This is a genomic window from Paenibacillus sp. Soil787 (genome assembly GCF_001429545.1).
Lineage (GTDB): Bacteria > Bacillota > Bacilli > Paenibacillales > NBRC-103111 > Paenibacillus_E.
Window position 1 is genome coordinate 136,174 of record NZ_LMSP01000006.1, and the last position, 17,670, is coordinate 153,843.

Here is a 17,670-nt window from a genome sequence, read left to right on the forward strand (position 1 = left end):
AAAATTTAGTAGTCCCGTAGCGTATAGTGCATATGTTGGCAGCACGAATGACCGCCATCCCCTTTCTAGCAAAATAATAAATTAGGCATGACTCATCCCATAGACGAATACAATCGAATCAAGGAGGGGGACATTGTTACGGAAAGGAAGAGGATCGGTTGAAATTCATCTGGGGTAAAAAAGAACTCACCTTAATGATCATTCCGGGCGCCAACCGCCGAACCGTAAGATTCAAGCTTCCGCACAGTAGTCTGTATATTGTGCCGAGCTTGATCCTGCTCGTGTTGATTGGATTTTTTGTCACGATTTACTTAATGAATATCTACTCCCATCAAACGAAATCCAGCATGCAGCAAACATTCGATGGACAAGAACGCCAACTGGTTAATCAAATTACACTTAAAAATAGCGAACTGGAACAGCTTCAAACTAATTTGATTGACTTATCCCAGCAAGCGAATGAATTTAAGGTGAAGTTAGAGGAAATTAAGAAATTGGATCATGTCATTCAGTTAATGAGCCAGACAGAAGGAACAAACCGGACAAGCAAAAAGATTTCTATGGAGAATACAGAAGCTCTGAGTGGCGTAAGCTCGGACATCGGTGGCAGCGAGGTCCCTGTTACTTCGCAAGAAGTAACTTCTTTGGTCAGCAGCACCAAACAAGGACTAACTTCGTTAGTTGGGGATATTAACGCGCTTCTTGTGAATTTGAACGAATCCGAAGCCAAGCTGGAAGAAGCCGAGCGTCTACGCAGCATTACGCCGACACTTTGGCCAACGGTGACCCACGTTATTACATCAGGGTTCGGCATACGAAGAGATCCTTTTACGCTTAAACCGACCATGCATGCCGGGATTGACCTCGATGGTGAGATCAATGACCCCGTATATGCCACTGCTGCAGGTAAAGTCGTAGAAGCGAGTTTTGACAACGAACATGGCAATCATATTATTATCGACCATTCTCGAGGGATACAAACGGAGTACATGCATCTGAATAAAATCCTCGTCAAACGCGGAGAATCAGTAACGAAAGGTCAAAAGATCGGCCTACTCGGCTCCACAGGACGAAGCACGGGCTCCCATCTGCATTATGAAGTTCATAAGAACGGCGTCCAGATTGACCCCTTCCCTTATCTCATTACCAATAGAAAGGATGAACCCTAATGCTTGGAAGCTCAAAGACGAAGCGAATTGATGCGAAAACAACCGACACATTGATTGGAGGCAGCACCATTTGTGAGGGTAAAATCATGTCCGAAGCCAGCCTTCGCATCGAAGGCCAGATGAACGGCGACATTGAGTGCGCAGGCGACATCACCATTGGTGAGAACGCTGTTGTGCAGTCCAACATCCAGGCGCGCGATGTCATCGTTGCCGGCAAAGTGAAAGGCAATGTTCACACCAAAGGCAAGCTCATCGTGACCAGCTCCGGCGTGCTGGTTGGCAATATTGATGTCCGTTCCTTCATTATTGAGGAAGGCGGCATTTTTCAAGGAAGCAGTGCGATGAACCTCGCAGCCGTGAACGAAAAAGGAAATGGCAAAGTCATCGATGCCAAAGCACATAAGCAGCAAAAGAACGAGCAGCAGGCTGCTTCTGGCGGGAACTAAAATAATTCATATTGTTAATGGACATTAGAAATATAGACTGCCTATTATCCGGCCTTTTTGGTCAGGTTGTTGGCGGTCTTTATTTTGTTCTGTTCGATGGCACCTGACTTCTCTCGCTGCTGAAAAATGGCAAAAGCGGAGTCTGTTTTCCCTGCTGCCCCTGTGGCGCGCGAAAACCAACCCTTCGTGCAGAACAACTGCAGCATTCGACCGGCAGTTCGGTGATTGATGCCTAAATGAGTCACTACATCAATTGGCCGCAGCGGCCGAGCGAGACTGCATAGGCGGACCCAGTCCAGACGAGACGAACGACTTCCCCTCTCCGAAACGCTGCTCGAAGCAGTCTTTATTTTGTCCCCTAATCGACTTTCATCGTTAGGCGAATTGATGAAGCTGATGAAAAAGCCTGCATAAGTGCAGTCTTTTCTCAGTCGAGTCCAACGATTAGGGAGGAATTCCTGCAAATATACAGTATTATTGCAGCATTTCTGCTTGTTCCTGAGAAGTAGCTGCGAAAAAGTGTATTTTTGCAGGCATTTTATTTACCGAGCTAAATAAGAGGTAGAAAGGATGTATAAATGCAGCCATTCTACAAGAGCTGATTTGCGCTTCGTTGAAGTTCGTATCGCACGACGTTTTTGCCTGCTGCCCCTGTAACAGCAGAAAACCAACCCTTCGTGCAGAGCGACTGCAGCATTCGAACGGCAGTTCAGTGATTAATATCTAAATGAGTCACTACATCAATTGGCCGCAGCGGACGAGCGAGACTGCAGGCAAGACGAACGATTTCCCTCTCCGTCACGCTGCTAGGACTGGTGAGAGATGATTGCGACTGATAGCGACTAAGCATCATCCGCAGTAACGTGGTGCATAGCTCAGGACGATGAGCGACATCGTCATAGGCAAAAGATATGATCTGGAATCCCATAGCAGATAGAAAGGTTTCCCGGTTCAGTTCGTTGCAGTACTTCTGTCTGTCCATATCCCGAACATGCGGACCGAAACCTTTGATTTCGATGATCAGTTTCACAGCTCGCGTCAGGCAAAATCGCAGAAATAGGATAGGCCGCGCCAATCGAGTACTTCGAATTCCGGATGCAGATTGTCGAAATTTCCTAGGAGAGGCCACCATATGTTCCTGCAAAACAATACCTCGGCTTCCCGGTGTCCCCGTTTCAGGTGACCTCTTCGTTCTCCCGTTCGCCTCTGCAAATGATTCTGAATAAAATCGGCATGTAACTTCTCAAACGTCATCTCCAACCCCCCTCTCAAATGAAAAAAGAACGACCCAACTCCATCTGTTAAAGAATGGAGCGGGACGTTCTTCGTCTCGTTGAAATTATTATAATTCGAAATGGATCGTTTAACCAGCACAAAATTGGGTAATCATTCCTAATTAAAGTCCTGCATTCCCCGCTGCCTCGCGGATCCTTTCCGTATCCAATCGCGAAGCCTCCCCACAACTGACTAGTAACGCGTCACACTCTCCAATTCGGCCATGAAGCCAAGTCAGCGCTCCTCGTTCTCCATATGCGATAGAAGTGAATAGGCTTGCAGCCATGACGGAAGGCGTGTTGCTCCTATCTCTTCGATGTCATCAGAGTCTCAGCAGCATTTTCTCCACCAACCGTAAACGTCATCTTAAGATACCTCCATCTTCTAGCCGCTGCCATGTATCAAAGGAATGCCTTCCTTCTTCCAGCCGAATGACACGAGCGCCCCGAGGTAAGTTTCCGTAGGTGTTATAACCTGTCACGCGGCCAAAGCATAACCGAATATCATGCAGCGTACCGCAGTAATCATTATCATGATCATGACCGACAAAGGTTCCCATCACATCGCCCATTTCCACCATTGCTGCAAATAATCCGCTGTTGAGTTTGGGACAACATACCTCTTCGTGCTTGGTACCGCTCACTTTCCCCAGTTTCCATACATCGTTGTATTCAGGAAGCGGGATGTGGAAAAACGCGAGTCCAGGCCGTACAGCCCCGACCCGTTCGCGGAGAGCAAGCGACTACTGCTTATACCAATGCACCTGATCCGAGGCAATCCAAGCGTAACCGCCCACTGATTCTGGCGCCATCTCGCCGGAATCGAGAAAATAAAGCACAGCAGCCGGATTCTCGGATGCCACACTTTGAATCGTGAGCATGTAATTGCCAACGCCGCTGAGATCGACTGGACCTGCTTGCGAATAGCAAGTATTATGTGCCAGCGCAATCGCCATCAGTTCCTCACGGGTCACATTCTCCTCCGTATCGTGATTACCGAATACGTGCGTCCAGGGTAAGCCAGACTCAACTGCCGGAGCAATAGCTCTGCGAAAGGATGCTGAAGGGTCAGATACGCTATAGCTTGAAATCAGATCGCCCGTATACACGATGAGATCCGGCTTCTCCGCCGCCAGCACCGCTCTGACCAAAGCGAGCGTCCGCAAATCCTCTTCATTGTCCTTATCGCCTCCTAAATGCAAGTCCGTGAGCTGTACAATAGTAAATGTCCCGTCCTCCCGGAACCTCAGATCGTCCGCCATTCATCCATGCCCCTTTCTAATCGCAAATTATTGAGAAAGCTACTAAGAATGTATCCACAAAAACCACAAACTCGGTAGAATGAACAATGAAGGGAGAGAGGCGAGATTTAGGCATAAATTATTGCATTTACTACAACATCGTTCAACAGCGAATATGAATACGTTCATCCAGCAACCTAAATATTCTACCTATATGATGATTGATTCGATTTAAGACAAATCAACGTTGAGCAAGATTGGGTCGAATGAATCGACAGCCTCCAAACTGCAACTTTAACTTTTGGGCGTGAGAATTGTTGTAGAGACTATAGAAACTACAACATTGGTGCCACGAATGCGCTAACTACCCTCGTAAAGCTGAGTTATAACGAGCATAATTCATAGCTAATCAAACTGAATAGAGGGTAAGCCTCGCATATCCTCTTTTCCAAGCTATTCAGCGACTAGTCGTTATACCACCTCAGAATGGTCAGATCCCTGTTCTTTATTTTGCCTAATAAAAGCTTCCAGACCTTCCAGATCCGGGGTGCCGGTGCTGCCGCCATAAGCTCCGACTGACATGGCTCCGCATACGTTGCCATACAACAGGCAAGTCTCGAGATTTAGCCCTGTTAAGAACCCATATATATAGCCGGCATTAAACGAGTCTCCCGCTCCTGTCGTATCTACGGCATTGACCGAGAATCCGGGGGAAGACGTTTGCAAACCGTCTTTCATCGCTACGGCTCCTTGCGGTCCAAGCTTGACTACAACATGCTTGCAGAAGCCCGACATATAGCTTAAGCTGTCATCTATGTGTTCGAAGCCCGTATAATGGTGCGCCTCGGTTTCGTTCATCAGAAAGATATCTACATAACGCATCAATTCAAACACCCCGGAATACCATTCCCCGGTATCATCCCACCCTACATCGCAAGAAAGTGTGACTCCCATCTCTTTCAACCTCTTAGCCATACCCACGAATTCATCATGGTTGCGTCGTCCTCTATAACCAGTTACGTGGACATGTCTGCCTAACGCGACTTGAGTTAAATCCAAATCGCTTACTTGCATCTCCGCGTTTGATCCAGCATAAGTAATGAAAGAACGATCCTGCTCAGGATTAATCGCTATCGTTATGCCTGTACGACTCGTTTGGCTAGTCAGGATCAGACTGGTATCGATACCATATTGTCCGAACTGTTCCCGGATATAATGACCGTAGCCATCATCTCCAAGAACACCGTTAAAGGCTACATGCAGCCCTAACTTGGCTAATGAGATCGTGAATAGAGCCGCACCTCCGCCTACATGCATCATCATATCTTCAACAAAAATTTCCTGCCCAGGCAGCGGAATCTGATTACAGCCCACCACTACTAAATCAATATTGGCATCGCCGATGACAACCGCATCAAACTTGTTCATTCCGCTCTCCCTCTCCCGCCACGTTCTGTCCTATCTCTCAGTTTGAAAGGCCCTGCAGCTGTCGCGCACGACAAGTTTATGTCCCAAGATCAAATCTTCCCTCGGACTGAATGTAGGATCTGAAATTAATTCAATCAGCGTATCCACCGTAATTTTCCCCATGTCCTGAATAGGCTGCTCCATAGAGGACAATCGCGGACGAACGAGCTCCGTCAGTTGGCTTCCATCAAACCCGATGATCGATATATCGTCCGGAACTTTTAGCTGATGGTCATGAATGCAGTTCATAGCCCCAACCGCCATATCGTCACTTACTGCAAATAAAGCAGTAGGACGTGGCTCACAGGCAAGCAGTTCCTTCATCAGATTGTATCCGCTCTGCGTCTTATAGTCGCCAAACCGGATATAGTCATTCACAGTCCTGACCCGGTGATCTTTGAGGGCATTGCGATAACCTACATAGCGGTTCTGTCCAGAGGTGATGTCTCTCATATCCCCGCCAATAAAGGCAATTCGCTCATGTCCGAGCTCAATTAAATAACGGGTCGCATCATAAGCCGCCTCGTAATCATCGATAATGACAGAAACGAACTTATGATCTACAGGTCTTACACTTGAAAAGATGACCGGGATATCCAATTTATTAATAAAACTGCGAATGTCATCGCTTAATTTCTCATGCATAATAATAATGCCGTCTACACGCATCTCTTTAAACACATTCAAATATTTTAGCTCTTTATCCGTATCCTCGATAATGTTGCAGACCAGCAGGTTGTAATCATTCAAGCTCGCCGTTTCCTCGATGCTGCTCAAAATGGTGGAATAGAAGCTGGATGTCAGATCGGGAACAATGACGCCAATCAGGTTCGTTTTCTTCCGCACCAAACTCCTCGCGATGTGGCTCGGGGCATAACCAAGCTCGTCAATCGCTCGTTTGACTTTGGCCTTCAGATCGTCCTTCACGTATTTTTCTCCGTTTAACACTCTGGAAACTGTGGTTACGGATACTCCCGCTTTCTTGGCTACATCCTTAATTTTGGGCGCCATGATTATCATCCTTCCTTGCTTGCGGCATGAACATTTTTCTCCGTTATTCGACAAAAATCGGCTGAGCGAACGCCCCGAATCCACCTTCCAAGTCGACGGCGATTCTGATATAACCCTCATTGCCTTTAACCGTATACTTCACCTGGTTGATTCTTCCTGTCTCCTCATGAAGGATACGGCCATCTTTACCGATCAATGTCACATATTTATACATTTTATCATATAATGGGCTCGACCGAAGATCATAAATAATTTGACCATCTCTTACCTGAATTCCATCAAAGCCATAGCCTGTAGAAACATAAAAGCTGCCCTCACGAATCGCGGTAAGAACCTCGCAGCAAGATGCCTTGTTTGTTATAAGGGTTTGTTATTGAAGTCACTTACAACCTCTCCTCCTGGGCGATTATTCTTTGACCGATCCAATCATTGCACCTTTAGCAAAATACTTCTGAATAAAAGGATAGGCAGCAATAATCGGTGCCACAACCACGATGATCGTCGCCATCTTCAGGGAATCTCCCGTAAGCTGCATGCGTTCAAGCATCTGAAATTGCGTCGTACCGGCGGCCTGCATCAGAGATTCCCGAATCGCATCCTGTTTGGTCAACATCTCCTGCAGCAGGGTAGATAAAGGTCTAAGCGAAGCAGTGCGGACAAAAAATGCACCTGTGAACCAATCATTCCAATGACTCACTGCTGTGAACAAAGAGATCGTTGCCAGCACAGGCTTACTGAGCGGCATGATAATCCGCATAAAAATACCAAAGTCGCTGCAGCCATCCAGCTTTGCCGATTCTTCCAGACTGATGCTAATTTGCTGGAAAAACGTCCGCATGATAATCAAATTCCACGCACTGTATAGTCCCGGAAGGACATAGACCCAGATCGTATTGGTCAAATGCAGACTTTTGAGCAGCATATAATAAGGAATAATGCCGCCAGAGAACAACATCGTAAAAAAGACCATAAGCGTAAAAAATCGTACGCCCGGCATTGTCTTGCTTTTTAGCGTATAAGCAGCCATAGCTGATAGAAACACGCCTGCAATGGTGCCTAGAGCCGTACGAAATATGGAAATGGCAAATGCCTTGCCGATATTAGCCGATGTAAATACTTCACGATAATTTTCTAGCGTCCATACACGGGGCCAGAAATAGATGCCTCCTCTTTCCGCATCCTTACCTGCGTTAAAGGAAAGTGCCAGTATGTTCAGAAAAGGAAGTATGATGGATAGGCATAGGAGAATAATGAGTGCATAATTAACGAACTTAAATATTTTTTCACCTGCTGAGAGCTTATAAAATTCATTTCCCACGTTAATCTCTCCCCGTACTAAGAAGTGCGCTCCCGCCATGATCTGGGGGGAGCGCCCGCTTCCCTACTCATCCATTCCTTATTTGAGAATAACCTTCGTTTTAGGATCGCTGTCCTTCTTCTGAAGCAGTTCTTCGAATTTGTCCAAGCCAGCTGCCTGCAGTTGCTTTTTCGATGCATCCAGAATTTTTTGCGCTTCATCCATGCTCTTGGCATAGAATGCGCGAATGACGCTTTCATTGTAGTTCGTTAATGCTGTTTTTAATTCATTGCCTGTTGCAAACTCGTCAATAAATGAAAGCGGACGATAGCCGTCGTTGATGATTGCGTTTTTCTTTTTCTCGTCATAGCCCCAGTACTCGGCAATTTTCAGCGGTGTCGCATTGGCTTCGGGTGAAACAGCATCCCCATACTGCATTTCGCCGAAATCACCCAGCCTGTTGATATCCGTACTGCCAAGATAGCTTCCCCAGCCATTCCCTGCTCCCTCAAAGCCAAGCTGCATGGCCGCTTTCGGATCTTTACTCCGAAGCTCCAACACTTCTTTCTTGACCAATGGATTGCCTTTGGCATCCAGCGTATAATCTCTTCCCTCTAAACCGTACTGCCAAAGCAGCTTGCCTTCACGACTGGCCAGGAAATCAGCGAATTTGACGACATCCTGCGGATTTTTTGTTGTTTTCGGAATTGACCAAGCCATGTACCCGCTCTTATAGTCAACCGACATCCGGTAGCTTCCATCCACAGAATTAATAGGTCCAAGCGGAAGATAGCTCATATCTTTATTGAAATCCAAATAGCTGTGCATATCGCCAATGATGCCAAATGAACCGTTAATAGCTCCTTCCGTCGCTTTGTTTTCCTGCATGGCGTAATAATCAGGAGCCATTAGTTTATCCTTCAAAAGCTTCTGAACGAACTCAATACGTTTCATCGGATATTCCGTCTTGCTTTCGTGAACAATTTTACCTTCCTTGTTCTTTTCGAAGCCTTGATCAATCGCTCCCCAGGTCAAATCATTAAACAGGGGCCCATTCTCGTGATTGCTATTGCCCCAGTATCTAGGTCCGAGAGGCGTAACGGCTTTTCCGTTTTTATCTTTGAAATTGCCATCTTTGATCTTCTGGGCCAATTCATATACTTGATCCGTTGTTTTAATCGTTCGAGGATCCACCTTCAACGCTTCGGCAATATCTTTGCGTATGAAAGGACCTCCGACATACTTGCGTTCTTCGTAGCCACCCTCTCTTTGAACGTTCATATGGACAAAGTAACTGGAGCCGTTAAATTCCGGACGGAACATAACACCGTTCTTCGTATCAAGCGGCAAATATTTATCATCCAGATATTTGCTATATATCTTTGTACCTTTGATAAGAGGAGTCAGGTCAGTAAACATGTTTTCTTTGGCAGCTTTCAGGATGACTGGCATTTCTTTGCGTCCGCTGTTATTGAGATAATAAACGATGAAGTCAGGCAAATCGTTGGAAGCTAGCCCTGCAATCAGACCGTCAATCGCGTGCTCCGAGTTTACACCTTCCATTTGCAACGTAATCCCTGTCATTTCTTTCAGCTTCTTGGCAATCTCCGGATTGATATCTTTCGTTATATCATCGCTGTCAATAAACAGAAGCCCCTTGATGGTTCGGTCTGCAATCCAAGTTGCGGGCTTGCCGCTGCTGGCTGTGGTTGACGGCGTTGAACTCGCATTGTCCCCTCCACCTGCTGGTTGACTGGAACTTTCACAACCGGCAAGCAGTAAACTTGCTGCCAAAGGCATGGTTACCCATTTGACCCATCTTTTGCTCATACAATACTCCCCTTATCTTTCAATTTTTATGAATAACACCCGAAGGCGCCCTTCAACAGTTGAAAAGCGGAAATCATGGTAACGCTACCATATTGATTCGTCAAAAAACTTTTTGGAAGCTCGATTGGCAGTTACAACAAGAATCAGTCCAATAACACCCTGCATTAAACCAACAGCCGTCGCATAACCGTATTGTCCATTTTGAAGGCCTACACGAATGATATAGGTGTCAAGAATATCGGCTAACTCCATATTCCCGGGTGTTCTCATCAGATAAATTTGATCAAATCCGGCCTGCAGAATGCTGCCCAGCGACAAAATAAACAAGATAGAAATCGTTAACCGTATGCCCGGCAAGGTAACATGCCAGATTTCATGCCATTTATTAGCGCCATCAATTTTGGCGGCTTCATGCAGCTCAGGATTTATGCTGGCAATAGCGGCCAAATAAATGATCGAATCCCATCCAATACTTTGCCAAATATGGCTTCCGAACATGAGTGGATAAAAGTACTTGCTCTCCATCATGAAAAAAGTGCTTCCGTCTCCGCCGAAGAATCGGATCGCCTCGTTCAGCAGCCCTGTCTCGGGAGCAAGCACCCGCTGCATAAGACCAATGACGATTACCCAGGAAAGAAAATGCGGCAAATAGGAAATGCTCTGTGTGATTCCGCGAAAACGTCGGCTTCTGACCTCATTGAACATCAAAGCAAGCAGAATCGGAAAAGGCAGCCCCAGAAATACTTTGATACTGCTGATAATCAGTGTGTTCTTAATCAACTTTCCACTTTGATAGTCGTTAAAAAAAGCTTTGAAATACGTTAACCCCACCCAAGGACTGCCAAGGATTCCCTTGTTAAACTGGTAATTCTTAAAGGCTAACATGAGTCCACCCATCGGGATATACGAAAAAATAACGAAAAATACAATACAGGGAAGGAGCATGAGATATAAATGCTTGTGCTGTAGTATTCTTTTCCCCAGATCAGCATTTTTCTTCTTCACCGCAGCGCCAACTTTAGCTTGCGGCAGATTCGTTTCCATGTTATGACCACCTTCCTATGGGTTTCTGCAAACTCATCTGGTATCGATTCCATATTGCACATGAATAAAGAAAATTCCGTGGAATAATTGTCTGGTAAGCGTTTTCTGAAATCGCTACCATATACATCTGCCTTTAGTATAAATCCATTACCTTCATTTGACAATACAAAATTTCATTTAAAATTCTTAATTTTCTGTAAATAACTGAGGGATCAGTAAAAACAAATAAGCGCGGAAAACGCGTTTATTCTTGCAGCCCTTAAAGAAAAATAGAGCCCGATTCATCCAGCACTTGGACGAAATCAGGCACTTCTCTTTACTTCCCGTTCTTGACTTCTTGCAGCATCGACAAATCGACGAATTTACTAAGGTTGAGCTCCTCTTTGTTAATGCCCTTAATATAGCGAGCATCGATGGACACCTTCGCCATCTCCTCCATCACCTTAACGTCAACGTCGGTGGTGAGTTTCAACCGGCTCAGCGAGGCTTTGATCAAGCCTTTGTCCATCCCTTTACCGCTGTATTGCTTCAGCTGGTTGTTGATGAGATCATAGGCTTGCTCCGGACTGTTCTGGATGAACGCGATGCCATCCCTATTCGCCTTGATCGCTCCTTTCACCATATCCCGGTGCCGCGCAATGAACTTGTCGCTCGCGACCATGATGACCGTCGGATAATCGCCGTTGTTTGGCGGGATCGCCTTCCAGTCGACGACGACCTTGCCAAGTCCGGCCTTCTCAATCTGTGTTCCCCATGGCTCGGGGACGAGCGTCGCATCGATCTCCTTCTGGCGGAAGGAGATCAGCGCATCCGACGGGGAGCGCACGATGAGGTGCGCGCTCTCTGCACCTCTGCCCAAGCTCACCCCTTCTTGCTGCAGCAGCATGCGCAGCGAGATTTCGTTCGTGTTTCCTTTGGACGGAATCGCGATTGTTTTATCCACTAAATCTTTAACGGTGTTAATTCCCGAGCCATTTCGCGCAACTAATACGGCTCCGCCATTATTCGAACCGGATACGACCCGGTAATTCCCACTTTTCAAAAAGAAGGTAGTCGCGGGCCCAGGACCAACGAATCCAACATCGATATCTCCTGTCGCCATCGCGATAGATAGGTCTGAGCCGTTATCGAAGGCTGTAACCTCAATCTTAACTTCGCTGCCCCATTCCCGGGCGAAATAGCCTTTCTCCAGCGCGATGTAGGCTGCGGCATGTGTGACATTTTTGAATACGCCGACTCGTACCACTTGAGCTTTACCTGTAGGCGTCAGCTTCTCACTACACGCACTCATCATTATAACCACGATCAGAAGCAGCATCAGCAGCCATCTACGTTTTCTCATACGACCCGCCCCCTGCTCAAGACTTCGAGCCAGCGAGGCCATATCGCTCTAGCACTTTATCTTCGAGTTTCTTAAAGCAGAAGTGATCAGATACCGTGCCCAGTACCGCGATAATAATGACAATACACAGCATCAGTGATGTATCGCCAAGATTTCTTCCGTCCTGTAATAGCTGGCCAAGCCCAGCCCCTTTGGCAATAAGCTCACCGGCAACAAGCGCGCGCCATGCGAATGCCCAAGCCGTACGAACACCATTGATCAAATGCGGGAAAGCGGCTGGAATCATCACCTGTACGAATAGATTAAACCCATTGCCCGTTCCCATCGTCTGCGCGGCGCGCAAATAAATAGGGGGGATGTTTTTGATCCCAGTACGGCTAGCCAATGCCATCGTCCAGGTTGCTCCGAGTGTCGTAATGAAAATAACCGAAGATTCGTTAAGACCGAACCAAATAATAGCAAAAGGCAGCCAAGCAATACTCGGAATGGTCTGCAAAGAAACCACCAGAAATCCAAGCGTATCATCCAGCATCCGGTAGCGTGCGAATAGGAACCCCAGAGTTGTACCGATCAGCAAAGACAAAGCAAAGGAAACCAGCAACCTCACCATACTCGAAAATGTTGCCTGGAGCAGTTCTCCATGCACTAACCCATCATAGAAGGCTTGCAAGGTTTGGGTGGGCGAAGGGAACTTCCAGCCCCATCCGAATAATCTAAATCCCGCCTCCCAAGCTATCAGAAGCAGTACCAGAAAAATCGTTCTTCTTGATGCTGTACTCATCGCCAGTCTCCTCCCTTACCACTTTCTCCAGCTCGTCTGCCAGCGCGTCCATGATCGAATTCTCCACATGATGGAGTACGGTATCTGCGCTATCCCGTGGTCTCGCCGCTTTCACGGCGAACTCCTTCTTAATGGTCCCGGGACGCGTGGACATCACGAATACACGATCCGAGAGGATCACGGCTTCACGAATGTTATGGGTAATGAAGAGAATCGTTTTGCGCGTACGCATCCAGATTTCTTCCAGTTCTTTATGCAAAATAAGGCGCGTTTGCTCATCCAAAGCAGCGAACGGCTCGTCCATTAGCAAAATCTCTGGGTCCATGGCAAGCGCCCGGGCGATTGCGGCCCGCTGCTTCATCCCGCCCGAAAGCTCATGCGGATAACGATCCGTAAAACGGCTGAGATGCACAGCCTTGATCTGTTCCATCGCCAGCTCGTAACGCTCCTTTTTACCAATACCCTTCTGCTTGAGACCGAAGGCTACATTATCGAGCACCGTCAACCAAGGGAATAGACCATGCTCCTGGAACACGACGACACGGTCCGCTCCAGCGCCGGTCACCTTTTTCCCATTCACCTGAATAAGGCCATCACTCTGCGTATCGAAGCCTGCAACCAAATTCAGCACGGTCGATTTCCCGCATCCGGACGGACCCAGCAGGGAGACGAACTCCCCCTTTTCAATCGTTAAAGTGATATTATCCAGCGCCTGATAGCTGCCGCCTAATCGCTGAACAAACGTCTTGCTAACTCCTTTAATCTCGATCAAAATGCCTACCTCCACTCGGGCTTCTCCCGTCGTTTTTCACCTAAAACAGCATTTTCAACCCTGCCAAGCCAAGTCCGATGATGAACCCGCATATCGCACCGTTGACACGAATCCACTGCAAATCATTGCCGAGCTTATCTTCCATCAACTGGGTCAGCTTTTCGTTCGTCAGCTTATCCAGATTTTCTTTGACGAGTAAACCGATTTTGCTGTGATTTTGCTCCAAATAAGCAGCGATTTTCTCTTGAATCCAGATCTCTCCGCGCTGCAGCATATCCTCGTTTTCCTTCACCGAAATTAGCATTTTACGAACCACCGGAACCACATACTGAGGCACAAAATCGGGCTGATCCACGAAATCCTCTGCCTTCGCCTTCAACCGCTCCAACAGCCCCGATAATTTCTCATCGAGATCAAATAGGCCCGGCAGCTTCGCCTTCAAACCTTCCAGCTCAGCCAAAAGCTGCGGATTCCGCTCAAGCTTGTTCAGCTCATTTCGGATAAAGGTAAGAACCGCTTCCCTGCGCGGATGATTCTTCATTCGCATCTGCTCGATGTAGGAAAGAACGAAGTTTTGGATAATGCCGCCAATCTTCTCTTCATTCACCATACCAATGAACGCATTCACGGCAAATGCCATGAAACCATTCGACTGCAGACCCTCGAACGCTTTGAGCGCCATAGCGCCCAGTTGATCGCGCGTATCCGTCTTAACAGCCCATGCTTCCACTTTATCGATAACAAAATCAAATGTTTTGCTGTCATAACCACCATCGACAATGCTGTCTACAATCGTACGAACGAGTCGACTCGTATCTACGTCTTGGAGTGCTTTATGAATTTCCTCGGCTAAAAGCGGCGTCAATTTGTCCAGATCAATCGCGTTAATAGCTTGTTTGGCAAATGTCGAGAGACCTTTGTGAAGCGACACATTGTCCAATTGGCTTTCCGCCAATTCAAGTCCACGTTCCAAAAAACGAATTTGCTGCAAACGGACACGAATGGTTTCTTTGGAAAGCAGTTCATTTTCAACCGTCGAAACGAGCGCTTTCGTGATCTTCTCACGATTATTCGGCAATAGGGCCGTATGCGGAATCGGAATCCCAAGAGGGTGACGGAACAGGGCACTAACCGCAAACCAGTCAGCCAAGCCCCCTACAACGCCGGCCTCAAAACCACCTTGCAAAAAGGTTCCCCAAATTGTTGAAGAAACCGGTGCGGGCAGCGTGGCCAGAAAGCCTGCTCCCATGACCCCTAAGGAAACCGTCGCTATATACTTTGCTTCTTTTTTCATTGTCATAACATCTCTTTCTACTCGAAGTTAATTATTCATTCCTTCTATTTTATCACAAAATACGACGAAAACTGATCTTGCAGCTTTTTTTGTTGCATGCGCATCGTGGATGCGTAATAAATGGTACGATAACACTCTGGCAGGAATACAAGATCATGCCTAAAGATATTTGGACCCAACAGAATGGAGCTAATCAAAGTGAAGCGAAGTTGTACTTTATACAACAATGTGTCCTTGAAAGCGAGGATATCCACTCCGAAGTTGTACAATGTGCAACACTTCCCCTCAACAACCGCGAAAAGATCAGCCCAATCTCACCAAAAAAAGAGCCGTAATTGGCTCTTTTTCGTTTACTATCGCTCGCCTTTCCACTCCGCATAAAACTGTTCGAGGTACTGCTCCATGAAGCGGTGCCGCTCCTCTGCCAGCTGGCGGGCGTAGGCTGTGTTCATAAGCTCCTTCAATTTGAGGAGCTTCTCGTAGAAGTGATTAATCGCGGTGTCATTCCCAGCGCGATACTCCTCCTCCGTTATATGCTCACGCGCCATGACGGTAGGATCGTGAATCGGGCGGCCTTTCCAGCCCGAATATGCGAATACGCGCGAGATGCCTACCGCGCCTATCGCATCCAACCGGTCGGCATCCTGCACGACCTGGCCTTCGAGCGTGCGAATCGGTGGACGCGCGCCGCCCTTGAACGACATCGTGCTGATGATCTCCAGCACGTGCTGCACTTGCTCCGCCGGCGTGCCGCTGGCAGCGAGCCACGCCTCCAGCTCGCGCTGCGCAGCGGCTGGATCGGCGTTCAGCTTCTCATCGACGACGTCGTGAAGCAGCGCCGCAAGCTCGCAGACGAAGCTGTCCGCGCCCTCCTGGGCAGCAATGCGCTTCGTCGTCTGCACGACGCGATAAATGTGCCACCAGTCGTGGCCGCTGCTATCGCGCTCCAGCTTCTCCTTCACGAGCGCTTCCGCTGCGAGTAGAATTCCCTCTATTTTCGTTTGTTGCGCGTCAGGCTGCGTCATTTCTTCTTTCTCCTTTTTCCCTCGGCAGACTTGCCTTCACTAGGTTTGCCTTCCAACGACTTCCCTACACCCGCCGGTTGTGGATCCATCTCCTTCACCCCGGTGTACTTCTGTATAATCTTCTTGAAATTCTTGCCGTATTTATCTTCCAGCTTTGCGCCCATATCCTGCTGCAGCTCATGGATCACCACATCACGGAAAAAATTGTTCAGCAGCAGCTCCACCATCGCTGGATGCTCCGTCAACATCGCCAGCGTCGGCTCATCGCCGCCTCGCGTACCAATAATCGCCAGCTTACGGTCAATCAGCAGCGTAAACTTCCGCCCATTGCGCTCCGGCCAATGCACCTCGCGCCCGTGCGGGAACTGATGAACCCCGTCCGGCAGAACCACTTCGCCGGTCGTTGAAACCAACAAGCGCACGCCTTGCGCGGGCACCAGCCGAAGATCCTCCTTCAGCAGCTTCGCTTCTTCCGGCCACAGGTCACAGAGCGCCTCTTCCTTCGCCTTTTTCAGCTCAGTTCGTATACGCCGGGTGACCTTCTCGTCTCCCTCCAAGCTGAAGTACTCCGAGCGGTGCGCATCCTGCTTCGGCATATGCGCTTTCACGTAGCGGATCGAGGCTTGCAGCTCCGCTTCAATCCGCTCGCCGATCTCTTCGATCGGCACGCTCTGATATTGCGTCGGCTCACCATGACTAGTGAGCACGGCTCCCTTCTCCGCGAGTTTCTGCAGCGCGGAGTAGACATTCGAGCGCGAAACGCTAAGCTGCTTGGCGATTTCGTAGCCCGTCTGCGTGCCGCTCACGGCAAGCACGTGAAGGCACTTGGCTTCTAGGTCCGTGAAGCCCAGATTTTTTAAATGCAGATGAACGTCCTCCATGCCAGCTCCCCTTTTCATCAACCCGTTATGATTTCATGATCAATATTGTATCATGATTTTATCCTTCAAGTTGTATAGAGTTCTGCTTTCCGATCTAATTTCTACTCCACTCCTACAAAGTCTCAACTTCCGCAATCTCAATATAATCCATACTTTTCAACTCATCATACACTTCTGAAGCATATTTCCGATCAATGTAAACGATGAAATGCAGCTCTTGCTGCTCCTTATTCAGCTCTTTGATGTGTACGCTTTTCATTTTGTAGCCTTTGGCAATGATCGCTTTGATGATTGTCGTTAAATTGCCGTCATGGGAGACGACGAGCCTAACGCGCAGGTCTTTCATAATCAGGGGTCTTGGGCCCATTTTTTTTATAAAGTAAGGTAAAATGACGACACTAATCATAATTAATACGAGTCCAAAAAAAGCTTCCACATAGAAACCCGCTCCAACCGCGATGCCAAGTCCAGCCGCTCCCCAGATCATCGCAGCCGTCGTTAATCCAACAATAACATCATTGTGCTTGCGAAGAATCACCCCTGCCCCTAGGAATCCAATCCCGCTGACTACTTGCGCAGCAAGCCGCATAGGATCCATAACATGCAGTCCCACAACCGCATATTTATTGGCTGATTCAATAGAAACTATCGTCAACAAACAACTGCTCAAGCAAATGACTAGTGAGGTCTTCAGACCAAGTGGTTTATTCCTGATTTCACGTTCTAAGCCAATAATTAATCCGAAAATTGCAGAAATCCCTAGTCTCATTAAAATGTTTACATCCACGGATAGCAT

Annotated in this window: 19 protein-coding genes; 2 read left to right on the plus strand and 17 right to left on the minus strand. The window is 47.7% G+C overall.

Going from position 1 to position 17,670, the window contains the following annotated elements:
• The first annotated feature begins 158 nt into the window (after positions 1-158).
• Positions 159-1,169 carry a M23 family metallopeptidase gene (locus ASG93_RS09210; protein ID WP_235550790.1) on the plus strand — a complete coding sequence of 337 codons (1,011 nt, stop codon included), beginning with the start codon at positions 159-161 and terminating at the stop codon, positions 1,167-1,169.
• Positions 1,169-1,615, plus strand: coding sequence for a bactofilin family protein (locus tag ASG93_RS09215; RefSeq protein ID WP_056831078.1), 447 nt, complete (start codon positions 1,169-1,171; stop codon positions 1,613-1,615). The genes ASG93_RS09210 and ASG93_RS09215 overlap by 1 nt, the downstream gene beginning before the upstream one ends.
• A 44-nt stretch (positions 1,616-1,659) precedes the next feature.
• On the opposite strand, the gene ASG93_RS09220 is transcribed toward ASG93_RS09215, so the two are convergent.
• The 17 genes from ASG93_RS09220 to ASG93_RS09295 all read right to left on the minus strand — a co-directional run bounded on the left by ASG93_RS09220 (position 1,660) and on the right by ASG93_RS09295 (position 17,670).
• On the minus strand, positions 1,660-2,079 hold the full coding sequence (locus tag ASG93_RS09220) for a hypothetical protein (RefSeq protein WP_056831080.1): 420 nt from the start codon (positions 2,077-2,079) through the stop codon (positions 1,660-1,662).
• 245 nt (positions 2,080-2,324) lie between these two features.
• A complete protein-coding gene (locus ASG93_RS09225) occupies positions 2,325-2,759 on the minus strand; it encodes a hypothetical protein (protein WP_321166678.1) in 435 nt (144 codons plus the stop codon).
• 492 nt (positions 2,760-3,251) lie between these two features.
• Complete coding sequence (locus ASG93_RS36950) at positions 3,252-3,533, minus strand: hypothetical protein (RefSeq protein WP_321166679.1); 282 nt, start codon at positions 3,531-3,533, stop codon at positions 3,252-3,254.
• Between the two features lie 99 nt (positions 3,534-3,632).
• On the minus strand, positions 3,633-4,151 hold the full coding sequence (locus ASG93_RS36955) for a metallophosphoesterase (protein ID WP_321166680.1): 519 nt from the start codon (positions 4,149-4,151) through the stop codon (positions 3,633-3,635).
• Positions 4,152-4,601: 450 nt separating this feature from the next.
• Complete coding sequence (locus tag ASG93_RS09235) at positions 4,602-5,558, minus strand: carbohydrate kinase family protein (protein ID WP_056831082.1); 957 nt, start codon at positions 5,556-5,558, stop codon at positions 4,602-4,604.
• Positions 5,559-5,588: 30 nt separating this feature from the next.
• The gene (locus ASG93_RS09240; RefSeq protein WP_056831084.1) at positions 5,589-6,608 is read right to left on the minus strand and encodes a LacI family DNA-binding transcriptional regulator; all 1,020 of its coding nucleotides are present in this window, start codon (positions 6,606-6,608) and stop codon (positions 5,589-5,591) included.
• Positions 6,609-6,651: 43 nt separating this feature from the next.
• A complete protein-coding gene (locus tag ASG93_RS34960) occupies positions 6,652-6,810 on the minus strand; it encodes a hypothetical protein (RefSeq protein WP_156410853.1) in 159 nt (52 codons plus the stop codon).
• Between the two features lie 204 nt (positions 6,811-7,014).
• On the minus strand, positions 7,015-7,926 hold the full coding sequence (locus ASG93_RS09245; RefSeq protein ID WP_235550791.1) for a carbohydrate ABC transporter permease: 912 nt from the start codon (positions 7,924-7,926) through the stop codon (positions 7,015-7,017).
• Between the two features lie 78 nt (positions 7,927-8,004).
• Positions 8,005-9,735 (minus strand): extracellular solute-binding protein, encoded by a 1,731-nt coding sequence (locus tag ASG93_RS09250; protein ID WP_056831086.1) that lies wholly within the window; start codon positions 9,733-9,735, stop codon positions 8,005-8,007.
• An 84-nt stretch (positions 9,736-9,819) separates the two neighbouring features.
• The gene (locus tag ASG93_RS09255; protein ID WP_056831088.1) at positions 9,820-10,779 is read right to left on the minus strand and encodes an ABC transporter permease; all 960 of its coding nucleotides are present in this window, start codon (positions 10,777-10,779) and stop codon (positions 9,820-9,822) included.
• Positions 10,780-11,095: 316 nt separating this feature from the next.
• Positions 11,096-12,121, minus strand: a complete 1,026-nt coding sequence (locus tag ASG93_RS09260) for an ABC transporter substrate-binding protein (RefSeq protein WP_056831090.1) — start codon at positions 12,119-12,121, stop codon at positions 11,096-11,098.
• A gap of 16 nt (positions 12,122-12,137) precedes the next feature.
• Complete coding sequence (locus ASG93_RS09265; RefSeq protein WP_056831092.1) at positions 12,138-12,902, minus strand: ABC transporter permease; 765 nt, start codon at positions 12,900-12,902, stop codon at positions 12,138-12,140.
• On the minus strand, positions 12,835-13,674 hold the full coding sequence (locus tag ASG93_RS09270; RefSeq protein ID WP_056831184.1) for an ABC transporter ATP-binding protein: 840 nt from the start codon (positions 13,672-13,674) through the stop codon (positions 12,835-12,837). The genes ASG93_RS09265 and ASG93_RS09270 overlap by 68 nt, the downstream gene beginning before the upstream one ends.
• 40 nt (positions 13,675-13,714) lie before the next feature.
• The gene (locus ASG93_RS09275; RefSeq protein ID WP_056831094.1) at positions 13,715-14,968 is read right to left on the minus strand and encodes a DUF445 domain-containing protein; all 1,254 of its coding nucleotides are present in this window, start codon (positions 14,966-14,968) and stop codon (positions 13,715-13,717) included.
• A gap of 353 nt (positions 14,969-15,321) precedes the next feature.
• Positions 15,322-15,993, minus strand: a complete 672-nt coding sequence (locus tag ASG93_RS09285; RefSeq protein ID WP_056831099.1) for an HD domain-containing protein — start codon at positions 15,991-15,993, stop codon at positions 15,322-15,324.
• On the minus strand, positions 15,990-16,874 hold the full coding sequence (locus ASG93_RS09290; RefSeq protein ID WP_056831101.1) for a TrmB family transcriptional regulator: 885 nt from the start codon (positions 16,872-16,874) through the stop codon (positions 15,990-15,992). Before ASG93_RS09290 ends, ASG93_RS09285 begins: the two co-directional genes overlap by 4 nt.
• Positions 16,875-16,986: 112 nt before the next feature.
• The gene (locus tag ASG93_RS09295) at positions 16,987-17,670 is read right to left on the minus strand and encodes an MgtC/SapB family protein (protein WP_414858853.1); all 684 of its coding nucleotides are present in this window, start codon (positions 17,668-17,670) and stop codon (positions 16,987-16,989) included.